This is a genomic window from Streptomyces xanthochromogenes (assembly GCF_014650455.1).
GTDB lineage: Bacteria > Actinomycetota > Actinomycetes > Streptomycetales > Streptomycetaceae > Streptomyces > Streptomyces xanthochromogenes.
In genome coordinates this window covers 71,088-85,131 of sequence record NZ_BMUZ01000001.1, presented here as the reverse complement: position 1 = coordinate 85,131, position 14,044 = coordinate 71,088, and the positions used below count along the sequence as shown (strand labels likewise).

Sequence of the window (14,044 nt, the reverse complement as noted above, 5' to 3'; positions counted from 1 at the left end):
GGACCGCCCGCCCCGGGTCGGGGCCCCGCGCCCGGGCTACCCTGGCCGGGTGAGTACTGAGCAGACCCCCGAAGCCCCCGCCGAACCGCGCCCCGGCCGGCTGACCGCCGCGGCGGCGCTGTCCGCGCTGGAGGGGCTCGCCCTGGTCGCCGGTGGGCTCTTCATGCTCGTGATGGGCCTGACCGGCAAGCCCGACAAGCCCACCCAGGCCGAAATGGGCGGCCTGACGCTGGTGGTCCTCGGCCTGATCCCGCTGATCGCCGCCCGCGGACTGCTGCGCCGCCGCAGCTGGAGCCGGGGCCCGGCGATGATCACCCAGATCATGGCGCTGCCGGTGGCGTGGATGTTCCTCAACTCCGACGGGGCGCCCTGGATCCCGGCCGGCATCGCTCTCGCGGCGGTGGCCATCACCGGTCTCGTACTCCTGGTGAACCCGGCCACCACCCAGGCGCTGGGCATCCGCGGGCCGATGCGGGACGCGTGAGCGCGAAGGGTCCGCGGGCGCGCCCCCGGACCCCGGCCGCTCCGCCGCGCGAAGCGGCTACTCCTCCACGAGGAGCTTGTCCCGCAGCTGGGCCAGGGTGCGGGCCAGCAGGCGCGAGACGTGCATCTGCGAGATGCCGACCTCCTGCGCGATCTGCGACTGGGTCATGTTGCCGAAGAACCGGAGCAGCAGAATCCGCTTCTCCCGCGGCGGCAGGTCCTCAAGCAGCGGCTTGAGGGACTCGCGGTACTCGACGCCTTCGAGCGCCTCGTCCTCCGCGCCCAGGGTGTCCGCGACCGCGGGCGACTCGTCGTCCGTGTCCGGCACGTCGAGGGAGAGCGTGGAATAGGCGTTGGCCGACTCCAGCCCCTCCAGGACCTCTTCCTCCGAGATGCCGAGCCGCTCCGCCAGTTCGTGCACCGTGGGCGAGCGGCCGTGCTGCTGGGACAGCTCCGCCGTCGCCGTGGTGAGCGCGAGCCGCAGCTCCTGGAGCCGGCGCGGCACCCGCACCGCCCAGCCCTTGTCACGGAAGTGCCGCTTGATCTCGCCGACGACGGTGGGGGTCGCATACGTCGAGAACTCGACGCCCCGCTCGGGGTCGAACCGGTCCACCGACTTGATCAGACCGATCGTGGCGACCTGCGTCAGATCGTCGAGGGGCTCGCCACGGTTGCGGAAGCGCCGGGCCAGGTGCTCGACCAGTGGCAGGTGCATCCGAACCAGCTGATTGCGCAGCTCCGCCTTCTCGGACGAGCCGTCGGGCAGCTTGCGCAGCTCGAAGAACATCGCCCGCGCCCCGCTGCGATCGTGTGGATCGTGATGCCTGTGCTCGATGTGCTCGCTCATAAGGGCCGCCCGCTCTGCCTGCTCCGCCGCGTACAAAACGCCATCTGGGCCATCCACAGGGCTGTCCACCGGGTGCGGCCGGGCCTGCTGCTCCGGGATGCCCACGGGGCGCACCGCTTCCGGAGTGCGCTCGTCGTCCCGCACCGGACCCTCCCCGCTCACGCCGGTCCGGGTCCCGCGCCGCGCTGTTTGTACAGGCTGATGGAGACCGTACGGTCCTCGGCCACGGTGGATTCGACCTTGCCGGCCAATGCGGAGAGCACCGTCCACGCGAAGGTGTCGCGCTCCGGCGCCCGGCCGTCGGTGGTCGGCGCCGAGACGGTGACCTCCAGCGAGTCGTCCACGAGGCGGAAGACGCAACTCAGTACGGAACCTGGAACGGCCTGCTGGAGCAGGATCGCGCAGGCCTCGTCGACCGCGATGCGCAGGTCCTCGATCTCGTCGAGGGTGAAGTCCAAACGTGCCGCGAGTCCGGCCGTGGCCGTACGCAGCACCGACAGGTAGGCACCCGCGGCCGGCAGCCGGACTTCCACGAAGTCCTGATTCCCGGGCTCGCCTGCGATCTGGGACACCCTCACCTCCAAGGTGGCACAAGCTCTCTCGAGGCCCAAGGAGGGGGGAAGTCCCGGGGCCGTGGGTACGGGGTCCGTACCTGGACTGGCGACGCTATCGCGATCCATGGTGCCCTGTCGCCGGAAGCTCTCCCGGCGACTGTCACTCATGGTAAGCCTATGAGTACGGACAGTGGCTAGAGGTTTGCAGTGCCCAATTGCGGTGAAGCGGGACCGGGTTGACGTACCCAGGCGCCGGGCGCTTCGAACCTTCCCGTGCGTCCCTTACGCATCGGACGTGGAATGCGGGAGGCCACTCTCACACCAGCAGGCCGTCCACGAAGCACCAGCGCCAGCTCTCGCCGGGCTCGAAGGTCCGCATCACCGCGTGACCGGTCTCCTCGAAGTGGCCCGTGGCGTGCTGGTGCGGCGAGGAGTCGCAGCAGCCCACGTGCCCGCAGACCAGGCACAGACGCAGTTGTACGGGGTGCGTACCGTCCTTCAGGCACTCCGGACAGGTGTCGTTCAGCGGGGCCGGCTCGGGGCGCGGCAGTTCTGCAACGTGCGGGCACTCGCTCATGATGGCCAGGTTACGACGGAGCGCGGGGCGCTGGTGGACGGGGACGGACGGATCTGATGGATGCATTGCCGCTGGTGGCGCTGATCGCGGCGAGTGCGGCGGTCGCGGGGGCGGCGCGCAGGTCGCCGGTGCCCGCGCCCCTGCTCCTTGTGGCGGTGGGACTGATCGGGGCGTACGTGCCCGGGGTGCCCGCCTACACCCTCGACCCGCACATCGTGCTGCCGTTGGTGCTGCCGCCGCTGCTGCACACGGCCGCCCTGGAGAGTTCGTACCTCGATCTGCGGGCCAACCTGCGGCCGGTGGCGCTCCTCTCGGTCGGCTACACGCTGTTCGCGACGGTGGCGGTGGGATACCTCGCCTACCTCCTCGTGCCCGATCTGCCGCTGACGGCCGCGCTGGTGCTCGGCGCGGTGATCGCGCCGCCGGACGCGGTCGCCGCCACCGCCATCGCGCGCCGGCTGCGCCTGCCGAGCCGCATCACCACGATCCTGCAGGGCGAGTCCCTGGTGAACGACGCGACCGCGATCACCGCGTACAAGGTGGCGCTCGCGGCGGCCGTCGGGGCGGGGGCCACCTGGGGCGGCGGGGTCAAGGAGTTCGCGCTCGCCTCCATCGGCGGGGTCGGGGTGGGGCTCGTCCTGATGCTGCCGATCCACTGGCTGCGCCGCCACCTCCGCGAGGCGCTGCTGCAGAACACGTTGTCGCTGCTCATCCCGTTCGTCGCGTACGCGGCGGCCGAGCAGGTCGGGGCGTCCGGAGTGCTGGCCGTGGTGGTCGTGGCCCTCTACCTCGGCCACCGGTCCTGGCAGGTGGACTTCGCGACCCGGCTCCAGGAGGAGGCCGTCTGGAAGATGGTCTCCTTCCTCCTCGAATCGGCGGTGTTCGCGCTGATCGGACTGCAAATGCCGGTGGTTCTCAAGGGACTTGGGGAGTACGGGGTCGGCGAGGCGGTCTGGTACGCGATCGGGGTGTTCGTCCTGGTGGTGGCGGCCCGCTTCGTCTGGGTCTTCCCGGCCACGTTCCTGCCGCGCGCGCTGTCCGAGAAGATCCGGCGCCGCGAGCCGGAGACGGACTGGACGGCCCCGGTGATCGTGGGGTGGGCCGGGATGCGCGGGGTGGTCTCGCTGGCCATCGCCTTCTCGATCCCGCTGACGATGGCGGACGGTTCCGCCTTCCCGGCGCGCAACCTGGTCCTGTTCCTGACCTTCACCACGGTCATCGGCACGCTGGTCGTGCAGGGCCTCACCCTGCCGCCGCTGATCCGGCTGCTCAAGCTGCCCGGACGGGACACGCAGGCCGAGACGCTGGCCGAGGCGCAGGCCCAGAGCGAGGCGTCCCGGGCGGCCGAGGCGCGCCTGGACGAGCTGCTCGCCGACCCGCGCAGCACGCTGCCACCGCCGCTCGCGGACCGGCTGCGGACGGTCCTGGAGCGGCGCCGGAACGCGGTGTGGGAGCGGCTCGGGGCGGTCAACGAGGTGACGGGGGAATCGGCGGACGCGACGTACCGGCGGCTGTCGCGGGAGATGATCGAGGCGGAGCGGAAGGTGTTCGTGTCCCTGCGGGATGATCGCCGTATTGACGACGAGATGATGCGGACGTTGCTGCGCAGGCTGGATCTGGAGGAAGCGGCGGCCTACCGCGACCCCGGGACGTAGCCGCCTCCCCTTGGGGCTCCGCCCCAAACCCCGGGGGGTCTGCCCGCCTGCCCGCCCGTTGCCCGGGGTTGGTTGGTTCCGGGTTCCCCTGGGGCTCCGCCCCAGACCCCGTTCGCGCCTTGAGGGCGCTCGTCCTCAATCGCCGGACGGGCTGTAGGTGCCCCAGCACCGGGTCTTTCAGGGGCCGACATCCCCGGACGGGCTGTAGGTGCCCCCGCACCGGGTCTTTCAGGGGCGCGGGGAACTGCGCGACCGGCCACGCACGGTCCGCAGTCGAACTCCTGCCACGCATCTCCTCACCCCCGGAGGGTTGCGGGAAGGGGTGGGGTGGGGCGAGAACCGGGGTCCGGGGCGGAGCCCCGGCGCATCCCGGCCCCGGCGCATCCCGGCCCCGGCGCATCCCGGCCCCGGCGGGGCCTGTCACGGGCGGCCGGTGATGACGGCCGTCAGCGTCGTGCCCCGGGTGAATGATCCCTCCTGCGTCAGCGCGTGCAGCGCGAAGAGCACCTTCGCCACATACACCCGCTCCACCCCCACCCCGTGCCGGTCCTCGAAGTCCCGGGCGAACGACTCCAGTTCGTGAGGCACCCGCGCGTACCCGCCGAAGTGGAAGCGGTCGTCCAGGGTCCAGATGCCCCGGGGGCCGCCGAAAGCGGCGCGCTGGAGGGCGTCGACCTCCTCGGCGAGGAAGCCGCCCTTCAGGACCGGTACGCCGATCGCCCGCTGGGCGGGGCCGAGGCCGGCGGCGAGGCCCGCAAGGGTGCCGCCGGTGCCGCAGGCCACGGCGACGACGTCGGTAGGGCCGCGCAGCTCCGCGCCCAGCTCCGTACAGCCCTGTGCCGCAAGGGAGTTGCTGCCGCCCTCGGGGACGACGTACGCCCCGGGGGCGAGGAGGTCGAGGAGGCCCGCCAGGACCTCCGGGTCGGACTTGCGGCGGTAGGTCGCGCGGTCCACGAAGTGGAGCCGCATGCCGTCCGCCGCACATCGCGCGAGCGAGTCGTTGAGCGGGCGGCCGGCCAGTTCGTCGCCCCGCACGACGCCGATCGTGGGGAAGCCGAGGAGCCGCCCCGCCGCGGCCGTCGCGCGGAGGTGGTTGGAGTAGGCGCCGCCGAAGGTGAGGACCGGCCGGCCGGCCGCGGCCCGCAGGTTCGGCACCAGTTTGCGCCACTTGTTGCCGACCAGGGCCGGGTGGATCAGGTCGTCCCGCTTGAGCAGCAGCCGTACCCCGTGCCGCGCGAAGCGCTCGTCCGTCACCTCCTCCAGGGGGGAGGGGAGGCGGGGGGCGAGCGCTTCGGGGGTCATGCACCCATTGTCACGTCAGTCACCCGCTGTCACTTCAGGCGCTCGTGCACGCGTTCCCGCAGCCAGTCCATCGTGAAGCCGCGCGGGTCGATCTTGCCGACCTGCCACTCCTTGTGACCGATGACCGAACGCTCGGTCCAGCCGTAGTGACGGCACACGGCCGCGGCCGCCTTCTCGATGGCTTCGAGCTGGGCCTCGGGCCAGGGGTCCTTGCCGTCGCCCAGGTTCTCGCACTCGAAGCCGTAGAAGTGCGTGTTCCCGTCGGTGTCGTTCGTCAGCGGCTGCGGCAGCCGCTTCTCGGCGATCACCGCGCGCAGCACGTTGCCGTCCCCCGCGCCCGCGTGGTTGGCGCGGCCGTTGCCGACGAGGTGGACCGTGCCGTCCTTGGTGATCACCCCGTGGCAGAGCGGGCCCGGCAGGGAGTCGTAGCCGTCGTAGCAGATGCGGACCGTGGCGTCGGCGCCACTGGTGGCGGTGTGGTGGATGACGACGCCGTTGATCGGGGCCCAGCCGCCGTGGCCGGCCCGGTTGTGGGTGCGCCACTGGCCGACCTCGACGACGCGGAGGCCCTCGGCGCGCAGGGCGGCGAGGAATTGGTCTGCGGACATGGGTGGGGCCATGGCCGCCTCCTTCCAGAGCGGTGCGGAATATCTCGTACCGCTTGTACCCCAACTCCCGCTATGGGGCGATCTGTTCGGTTTGCCGTGCGAGCTGATCCGGACAGCCCCCGCGCCGTCGTAGGGCGGGTCAGTCCTGGGCCAGCCACAGGTCGGGGCCGAACACCTCGTAGTGGACGTCGGCCGCCCGCACACCCTTGGCGAGGAGCTGGGTGCGGACCGCGCGCATGAACGGGAGCGGCCCGCAGAGGTAGGCGCGGGTGCCGGGCGCGACCGGAAGGCGGGTGAGGTCGACCAGGCCCGTGCGGTCGGCGGGATGCCCGGGCTCGGGGTCCTCGTACCAGAAGTGAACGGTGGCGTCCGGGAGTTGGGCGGTGAGAGCCGCGTGGTCGTCGCGCAGCGCGTGCTCGGCGGGGGAGCGGTCGGCGTGCACCACGGTCACCGGGGCGCGGTGGCCGTCGGCCGCCAGCTGCCCCAGCATCGCCACCATCGGCGTGCAGCCGATCCCCGCCGACGCGAGCAGCAGCGGGGACCCGTCGGCGTCGAGGACGAGGTCGCCGTACGGCGCCGAGACGCGCAGCCCGTCGCCCTCGCGGAGGTGGGCGTGCAGGTGGCCGGAAACCTCGCCGTCCGGGTCGCCCTGGACGCGCTTGACGGTGATCGAGCGGAGCTCGCCGCCGGGTGCCGAGGTCAGGCTGTACTGGCGGATCTGCCGTGCCCCGTCGGGGAGTTGGACCTGTACGGAGACGTACTGGCCAGGTTTGAAGGCGGGGGCCGGGGCGCCGTCCGCGGGGCGCAGCCGGAAGGTGGCGCAGGTGGCCGTCTCCTCGGTGCGGCCGGCCACGGTCCACTCGCGCCAGACGTCCCCGGCGAGCACGCCCTGCTCCGCGTGGAGCCGGGCCTCGATGTCGATCAGGGCGTTCGCCATCAGCCAGTACACCTCGTCCCACGCCTCGGCGACCTCGGCGGTGGCCGCCTCGCCGAGCACCTCGGCGATCGCGGCGAACAGGTGCCGGTGAACGATCTCGTACTGGTCGGCGGTGACGCCGAGCGAGGCGTGCTTGTGGGCGATGCGGTTCAGCATCACGTCGGGGCGGTCCTCGGGGTGGTTCACGAGATGTGTCGCGAACGCGGCTATGGAGCCGGCGAGCGCCTGCTTCTGGAGGCCGGCCGCCTGGTTGCCCCGGTTGAACAGATCGCGGAGCAGCGCGGGCCGGTCCGCGAAGAGGCGCTCGTAGAACCGCTCGGTGATGGTTCCGATGGCCGCGCCGACGGCGGGCAGGGTGGCGCGTACGGTCACGGTCGACTTCTCGGACAACATCGACGGGCTCCTCTTGGTCAACGTCTCTGGTTCGGGATTGACTGGGTTGAATCTGCATCTGGAATGCATATTCAAGAAGGTGCGGAAGTACCGCGCGGCCCGGTGGCCGACGGACCGTCAGCGGCTGGTGATGCCGAGCAGGAGGGGGCCGGTCGGGGCGGTCACCAGATCGTCCACGGTGAGCTCGTCAAGGGACTCGTAGAACGCCTCCTGGGCGCGGTGCAGGGCCCGGCGCAGACGGCAGGCCGCGGCCAGCGGACACGGTGTCGCGCCCTCGCACTCCACGACGTCGCCCGGACCTTCGAGCTCCCGCACCAGGCCGCCCACGGAAGCGAGGTGGCCCGCCGCGGTGACCGCGAGTCCGCCGCCCCGGCCGCGGCGCGCCTCGACGAGGCCCAGGTGCTGGAGCCGTGCGACGACCTTCGCGGTGTGGGTGTACGGGATGCGCATCGCGTCCGCCACCTCCCGCGTGGTCGGCGGGACCTGATCGGCCGCGTTCTCGATGACCGCCAGGCGCATCAGGACGCGCAGCGCCAGGTCGGTGAATCTGGTGAGCCGCATGCCTGAACCGTAGATAACTTGCATCAGCTGTGCAAATTAAAGGCGCACGGCTGCCCGGTCCACTGGTCTTCTAATCCCACTCATTTGAGTAATGGCGCGGGGACTCTCCGTGCTGGAAGTGTTCTCCACGCAGTTCAGCTTGAAGATCGTGAGAGCGCTCAGAAGGAGTCACATGTCGGTCGAGGCAGGTCCCGAGAACCGCACCCAGCAGAGTCTCGGCACAGCCGCCGCGCGGAACTTGGCGACCACCACCAAGTCCGCCCCGCAGATGCAGGAGATCACCTCCCGTTGGCTGCTGCGGATGCTGCCATGGGTGCAGGTGCAGGGCGGCACGTACCGGGTCAACCGACGCCTCAGCTACTCGGTGGGGGACGGCAGGATCACCTTCGTCCAGACCGGTGAGCGGGTCGCGGTCATCCCCGCCGAGCTGGGCGAGCTGCCCGCGCTGCGGGACTACGAGGACGAGGCGGCGCTCGGCGAGCTCGCCAACCGGTGCGAGCAGCGCGAGTACGCCGCGGGCGAGGTCATCGCCACCGCGGGCGACGCGACCGACCGGGTGTTCCTGCTCGCACACGGCCGGGTCGAGAAGATCGGCACCGGCCAGTACGGCGACGAGACCGAGCTCGGCTTCCTCGCGGACGGAGCGCACTTCGGCGAGGACGCGCTCGTCTCCGGCGAAGCCGTCTGGGAGTGCACCTACCGCGCCACCACCGGCTGCACCGTGCTCGTCCTGAGCCGGGCCGACGTGCTCAACCTCGCGGAGCGCTCCGAGTCGCTGCACGACCACCTCGCGTCGGTCACCGGGCTGCCCGAGCAGCGCACCAACAACTACGGCGAAGCCGCGATCGACCTGTCCGCCGGCCACGTCGGTGAAGCGATCATCCCGCACACCTACGTCGACTACGAGGGCTCGCCCCGCGAGTACGAACTCTCCGTCGCACAGACCGTCCTCAAGGTCCACAGCCGCGTGGCCGACCTCTACAACCAGCCGATGAACCAGACCGAGCAGCAGTTGCGGCTCACCGTCGAGGCGCTGCGCGAGCGCCAGGAGCACGAGCTCGTCAACAACCGGGAGTTCGGCCTCCTGACGAACTGCGACTACGAGCAGCGCCTCCAGCCGCACGACGGCGTGCCCGGCCCCGACGACATGGACGAGCTGCTCTCGCGGCGGCGCGGCTCCAAGCTCTTCCTCGCCCACCCGCGCGCCATCGCCGCGTTCGGCCGCGAGTGCAACAAGCGGGGCCTGGTGCCCGAGTCGGTGGAGGTCGCGGGCCACCACGTGCCGGCCTGGCGCGGGGTGCCGATCTTCCCGTGCAACAAGATCCCGGTCAGCGACGCCCGTACGACCTCGATCATCTGCATGCGTACCGGCGAGGCCGAGCAGGGCGTGATCGGGCTCCAGCAGTCCGGCATCCCGGACGAGATCGAGCCGAGCCTGTCGGTCCGCTTCATGGGCATCGACGAGCAGGCGATCATCTCGTACCTGGTCACGGCGTACTACTCGGCCGCGATCCTGGTGCCCGACGCGCTCGGCGTCCTGGAGAACGTCGAGGTCAGCCGCTGGCGGTGAGCCTCCGGTCCGGGCGCGCCGACCCCGGCGTGCCCGGTGCCGCCAACAACTCCCAGGAAAGGCAACCTAGTTGGCCATGCCGGAAGCCATGGAGGGCCGCGAGGCCGGTGACCTCCTGGAGCGGGCCCGTACCGTCGTCGACCCCCAACTGCGCGCCAGCGTCGCATCGTTGCCCGGTTCCATGCGGCGGGTGGCGATGTACCACTTCGGCTGGGAGCACGCGGACGGGACCCCGGCCGGCGGCCAGTCGGGCAAGGCGATACGCCCCGCCCTCGTCCTCGCCGCGGCCACGGCGCTCGGTGGGCGGCCGGAGGCCGCGGTACGGGCGGCCGCCGCCGTCGAACTCGTCCACAACTTCACGCTGCTGCACGACGACGTCATCGACGAGGACGCCACCCGGCGACACCGCCCGACCGCCTGGACCGTCTTCGGCACGCCGGACGCCATCATCGTCGGCGACGCCCTGTTCGCCCTCGCCCTCCGGCTGATCGCCGACGACGGCCATCCGGCCTCGGGCGCGGCATCCGCCCGGATCGCGGCCTGTGTCATCGAACTCTGCGCGGGCCAGCAGGCCGACTGCGCCTTCGAGCAGAGGGGCCCGCAGGACGTCTCGCTCGACGAGTGCATCGCCATGGCCATGGCCAAGACCGGCGCCCTGCTCGGCTGCGCCTGCGCGCTCGGCGCGCTGTACGCGGGCGCGGGAGACGAGGAGGTCGCCGCGATGGACGCGTTCGGCCGGGAGGCCGGGCTCGCCTTCCAGCTCATCGACGACCTCATCGGCATCTGGGGCGACCCCGGTCGCACCGGCAAACCCGCGGGAGCCGACCTCGCCGCGCACAAGAAGTCGCTGCCCGTCGTGGCCGCGCTCAACTCGGGCACCCCGGCGGCCGCCGAGCTCGCCGAGCTGTACGGGGGCCCGATGGGAGCGGAGGCGGTCCGCAGGGCGGCCGACGCGGTGGACCGCGCGGGCGGCCGCGACTGGGCCCAGGTGCACGCCGCCGACCGGATGGCCCGGGCCGTCGACCACCTCTCGCGGGCGGTGCCCGATCTCACCGCGGCGGGCGAACTGCTCGCCCTGGCAGAGTTCGTGACCCGCCGCACTCGTTGATCCGTCGTGGCGGCCGGTGTCGTGGCCGGTCTCGCGGCCTGTCTCATGACCTGTCTCGTGGCCGGTCTCCTCGCGGCCGAAGTGGCCCAGTGAAGTCGAAGCCGAGTGGCCCCAACTCCGGGCCACTCGGCTTGGTTTGATGGGCTCATGACCTCCCGCCTCCTGCCGCCCGCCGGCCCTGCCCGCGGTCTCGCCACGGCCCAGCTCGTCAACTCCCTGGGCGACGGCGCCTTCCTGGTCACCTCGGCGCTGTACTTCAGCCGCGTCGTCGGCCTGCCGGCCACCCGCATCGGTCTCGGTCTGACCCTCGCCTGGGCGATCGGCGCGCTCGCCGGGGTGCCGCTCGGGCAGCTGGCCGACCGGCGCGGCCCGCGGACCGTCGCCGTCCTGCTCGCCGCGGCCACGGGCGCCTCGGTCGCGTCCTTCCTGTTCGTCCGCGGCTTCCTCCCCTTCGTCCTTGCCGCCTGCTGCTACGCGACCGCACAGACCGGGCTCTCCGCCGCCCGCCAGGCGCTCCTGTCCGCGCTCGTCGACCGCGGGGACCGCACCAGGGTCCTGGCGCACCTCCAGTCCACGCTGAACGCCGGGCTCGCCGTCGGCGCGGCGTTCGGCGGGGTCGCCCTGCACTACGGCACCCGCACCGCCTACCTCGCCGTGTTCGCCCTGGACGCGGTGGCCTTCCTGTTCTGCGCGCTCGCCCTGATGCGGCTGCCCCACGTGCCGCCGAGGCCCGTCGTGCCCGGCGGGGGGCCGCGGTTCGCCGTGCTGCGCGACCGCCCGTACGCCGTGATCACCTTCCTGAACACCCTGCTCCTGCTGCGGATGCCACTGATCAGCCTCGCCGTCCCGCTGTGGACAGTCACCCGCACCGATGCCCCGGGCTGGCTGGTGTCGGCGCTGCTGGTGCTCAACACCGGTGCCGTGATGCTCTTCCAGGTCCGTACCGCCTCCGCCGTGCGTGATCTGCCCAGCGCCCGGCGGACCGTGGCGCGCGGCGGGGTGTTGATGCTGGCCTCCTGCGCGGCGTTCGCGCTCAGCGCCGCCGGTGCGTCGCCCTGGGCCGCCGTGGGCGTGCTGCTCGTCGCGGGCGCGCTTCAGGTGGCGGGCGAGATGATGCAGTCCGCGGGCGCCTGGCAGATCGGCTTCGACCTCGCACCGGCCGATCAACAAGGCCAGTACCAGGGCTTCTTCGGCATGGGCGTGCCGCTGGCCAGGATGCTCGGGCCCCTGCTGCTCACCGCGCTCGTCATCGACTGGGGCGTGCCCGGCTGGCTGCTGCTCGGCGCGCTGTTCCTCGGCGCCGGCCTCGCGCTCGGGCCTGCCGTCCGCTGGGCCGAGCGGTCCAACTCCGCCCTGGTGGCGGCGGGTTGAAGCAGTCATGGCGGGCGGGGGCGGCGGAGATGGGGGCGGACGTGTCGAAGCGCGCAAGGAAGCGGTAACACCCATTTCGGTCACCCCCTGTGACGAATGGCAGGGTGCGCCGCTAATCTCCGCCCATGACACCACAGTCATGGGCGGGTTGGTATCGAGACCGCCTAGGATCAGAAGCGCTGACGATCACCACGGACGGGACGCAACTGCGGACCCGGATCAGGGGGGTCGACTTCGCCGGAGCGAGCTTCGACTCGCTCGGCCCGGTACCGGGGATACCGGCGGAGAGCGGTGCGTTCGCGCTCGACGACGGGAACCTCCGTGACTTCGTACTCGAATGGGACATGCCCGTCCCCATCGCCTCGGACGACGGCGCCGTCCAGGAGGCCACCCTCAGCTGCCTGCTGTCCCTGAAACCGCCGGAGCCCGACCTCGGGGTCGCGCTGCACTTCGGGGGAGCGGTGTACGCCAGCGGGCGGGCCGAAGTCGACTTCGGCTCGGTGCTCGCCGACATCCGGCGCCAACTCCCGTCCGGTTCAAGCCTCCAGCCGTCCGCTCTGGACGCCATATAGCTCAACGCCCCGTCCTTTTCTCCCGCGGCCGCCGCGCATCGGGGAGTCCGTCCGACTCCCCGATGCGCGGCGGCCGCTCTGTTTCCGGAGCTGAACAGGGCTCGCGACGGGGCGAGTTGGGGGACCCTGAGCGTGCATTGTTCTACTGTCATGCGAACAAGGAGGTTTCGATGATCCGTGTCCGCCGCCTGACCGCTGTCGCCGCGCTCCCGTTCCTGCTCGCCCTGGCCGTCGACCTGACGCTGTACGTGCTTCTCCGTGACCGGCTGCCCGACCCGTTGGCCAGTCACTTCACCGGGAACGGCCGCTCCGACGGCACGCAGAGCCGTGGCTCCACCCCGGTCTTCGCGTGCGTGCTGCACCTCGGCCTCGGCGCCCTGTGGGCCGGCATGGCGGCCGTCGGAGACCCTGCCGTACGCCGGCTCCGGTGGCTGATCGCCGCCGGGTACGCGACGGCCGGGTTCGTGGGCTACCTCCTGGCCGCCACGCTGCTCGCCAACGCGGACGCGACCGACCCGGCGCGGGTGCGGCTGCCGCTGTGGCAGATCGCCGTCGGCGCGGGCGTCGCGGTGCTCGCGGCGGCACTCGGGCGGCTGTTGCTCTTGGCCGTGCCGACTCCGCCCCCCGAGCCCTCTTCGCGTCCGGACGCCGACCGGACCCCGCGGCTCGACCTCGCCGAGGGCGAGGTGGCGGGGTGGATGCGGCGGGCGCCCTCGCGTGTGCTGCTCGTCTGCGGGACCCTGCTGCTCGTCGCTGCGGGCGCCCTGCTGTTCGCCGTTGGCCCGGGCAATGCGGTGGGCGTGTTCTTCGGTGCCGTGGTGTGCCTCGTCTTCTCCTGCCCGTACGTCACCATCGACCGGCGGGGCCTGACCGCGCGGCCCACCGCGCTGCCCTGGCCGCGCATCGGAATCCCGCTGTCCGACGTGGACCGGGCGGTCAGCCGCGACATCAAGGTCCTCGCGGAGTACGGGGGCTGGGGCTATCGGGTGCGTGCGGGCAAGTCGGGGCTCATGCTGCGCTCCGGCGAGGCGATCGTCATACGGCGGTCGGACGGGCGGGAGTTCGCCGTGACGGTGGACGACGCAGGGACGGCCGCCGCCCTCCTGAACACACTGGCCCGGCGCGCGGAGGCGAGGGACTGATGCTCTTCCGTGTGGACCCCGCCTCGCCGAGGCCGCTCGGCGACCAGATCGCGGCCTCGGTGCGCGGGGCGATCGCCGACGGCAAGGTGACCCCGGGCGAACGCCTCCCGTCCGCCCGTTCCCTCGCGGATCTGCTCGGGGTCAACGTCCATACGGTGCTGAGGGGGTACCAGCGGCTGCGCGACGAGGGCCTGATCGAGCTGCGCCGGGGCCGCGGTGCGGTCGTCGTGCACGACACCCGGGCGCGGGGCCGGGCGGAGCTGATGCTCAAGGTGCGGGAACTGGTCGATCAGGCACGGGAGTTGGGACTGACCGAGGACGAGGTCGTGGGACTGGTGCGGCGCGGCCTCGCGTGACCGTGCCG

The 14,044-nt window shown here is 72.1% G+C and carries 15 protein-coding genes; 8 read left to right on the top strand and 7 right to left on the bottom strand.

Annotated elements, in window-relative coordinates; all coding sequences use genetic code 11:
• The first annotated feature begins 49 nt into the window (after positions 1-49).
• Positions 50-484, top strand: coding sequence for a hypothetical protein (locus IE267_RS00400; protein ID WP_189761838.1), 435 nt, complete (start codon positions 50-52; stop codon positions 482-484).
• 57 nt (positions 485-541) lie between these two features.
• Here IE267_RS00400 and IE267_RS00395 read toward each other — a convergent pair whose 3' ends face one another.
• The 3 genes from IE267_RS00395 to IE267_RS00385 all read right to left on the bottom strand — a co-directional run bounded on the left by IE267_RS00395 (position 542) and on the right by IE267_RS00385 (position 2,461).
• The gene (locus tag IE267_RS00395; protein WP_161258181.1) at positions 542-1,492 is read right to left on the bottom strand and encodes an RNA polymerase sigma factor SigF; all 951 of its coding nucleotides are present in this window, start codon (positions 1,490-1,492) and stop codon (positions 542-544) included.
• On the bottom strand, positions 1,489-1,902 hold the full coding sequence (locus IE267_RS00390) for an ATP-binding protein (protein ID WP_161258184.1): 414 nt from the start codon (positions 1,900-1,902) through the stop codon (positions 1,489-1,491). Before IE267_RS00390 ends, IE267_RS00395 begins: the two co-directional genes overlap by 4 nt.
• 298 nt (positions 1,903-2,200) lie before the next feature.
• Positions 2,201-2,461 (bottom strand): UBP-type zinc finger domain-containing protein, encoded by a 261-nt coding sequence (locus tag IE267_RS00385; RefSeq protein WP_161258187.1) that lies wholly within the window; start codon positions 2,459-2,461, stop codon positions 2,201-2,203.
• 56 nt (positions 2,462-2,517) lie between these two features.
• On the opposite strand from IE267_RS00385, the gene IE267_RS00380 reads away from it, so the two are divergent.
• Positions 2,518-4,116 (top strand): Na+/H+ antiporter, encoded by a 1,599-nt coding sequence (locus IE267_RS00380; RefSeq protein WP_189761837.1) that lies wholly within the window; start codon positions 2,518-2,520, stop codon positions 4,114-4,116.
• A gap of 420 nt (positions 4,117-4,536) precedes the next feature.
• Here IE267_RS00380 and IE267_RS00375 read toward each other — a convergent pair whose 3' ends face one another.
• The 4 genes from IE267_RS00375 to IE267_RS00360 form a co-directional block, all read right to left on the bottom strand.
• Positions 4,537-5,418 carry a 1-aminocyclopropane-1-carboxylate deaminase/D-cysteine desulfhydrase gene (locus IE267_RS00375; protein WP_189761836.1) on the bottom strand — a complete coding sequence of 294 codons (882 nt, stop codon included), beginning with the start codon at positions 5,416-5,418 and terminating at the stop codon, positions 4,537-4,539.
• Positions 5,419-5,447: 29 nt separating this feature from the next.
• Positions 5,448-6,038, bottom strand: coding sequence for an N-acetylmuramoyl-L-alanine amidase (locus IE267_RS00370; protein WP_161246045.1), 591 nt, complete (start codon positions 6,036-6,038; stop codon positions 5,448-5,450).
• Positions 6,039-6,165: 127 nt separating this feature from the next.
• Positions 6,166-7,356, bottom strand: a complete 1,191-nt coding sequence (locus IE267_RS00365; protein ID WP_189761835.1) for a globin domain-containing protein — start codon at positions 7,354-7,356, stop codon at positions 6,166-6,168.
• 117 nt (positions 7,357-7,473) lie between these two features.
• Positions 7,474-7,917: an RrF2 family transcriptional regulator gene (locus tag IE267_RS00360; protein ID WP_161246041.1), complete on the bottom strand. Its 444-nt coding sequence runs from the start codon at positions 7,915-7,917 to the stop codon at positions 7,474-7,476.
• Between the two features lie 172 nt (positions 7,918-8,089).
• Between IE267_RS00360 and IE267_RS00355 the strand changes: the two genes are divergently transcribed.
• The 6 genes from IE267_RS00355 to IE267_RS00330 all read left to right on the top strand — a co-directional run bounded on the left by IE267_RS00355 (position 8,090) and on the right by IE267_RS00330 (position 14,036).
• Positions 8,090-9,487 carry a family 2B encapsulin nanocompartment shell protein gene (locus IE267_RS00355; protein WP_167157028.1) on the top strand — a complete coding sequence of 466 codons (1,398 nt, stop codon included), beginning with the start codon at positions 8,090-8,092 and terminating at the stop codon, positions 9,485-9,487.
• A 76-nt stretch (positions 9,488-9,563) separates the two neighbouring features.
• Positions 9,564-10,595 carry a family 2 encapsulin nanocompartment cargo protein polyprenyl transferase gene (locus IE267_RS00350; protein ID WP_161257802.1) on the top strand — a complete coding sequence of 344 codons (1,032 nt, stop codon included), beginning with the start codon at positions 9,564-9,566 and terminating at the stop codon, positions 10,593-10,595.
• Positions 10,596-10,742: 147 nt separating this feature from the next.
• Complete coding sequence (locus IE267_RS00345) at positions 10,743-11,966, top strand: MFS transporter (RefSeq protein WP_189761834.1); 1,224 nt, start codon at positions 10,743-10,745, stop codon at positions 11,964-11,966.
• A 125-nt stretch (positions 11,967-12,091) separates the two neighbouring features.
• Positions 12,092-12,538: a DUF6304 family protein gene (locus IE267_RS00340; RefSeq protein ID WP_167157022.1), complete on the top strand. Its 447-nt coding sequence runs from the start codon at positions 12,092-12,094 to the stop codon at positions 12,536-12,538.
• Positions 12,539-12,708: 170 nt separating this feature from the next.
• A complete protein-coding gene (locus IE267_RS00335) occupies positions 12,709-13,680 on the top strand; it encodes a DUF1648 domain-containing protein (RefSeq protein ID WP_189761833.1) in 972 nt (323 codons plus the stop codon).
• Positions 13,680-14,036, top strand: coding sequence for a GntR family transcriptional regulator (locus IE267_RS00330; protein ID WP_167157018.1), 357 nt, complete (start codon positions 13,680-13,682; stop codon positions 14,034-14,036). The genes IE267_RS00335 and IE267_RS00330 overlap by 1 nt, the downstream gene beginning before the upstream one ends.
• Positions 14,037-14,044: the final 8 nt, after the last annotated feature.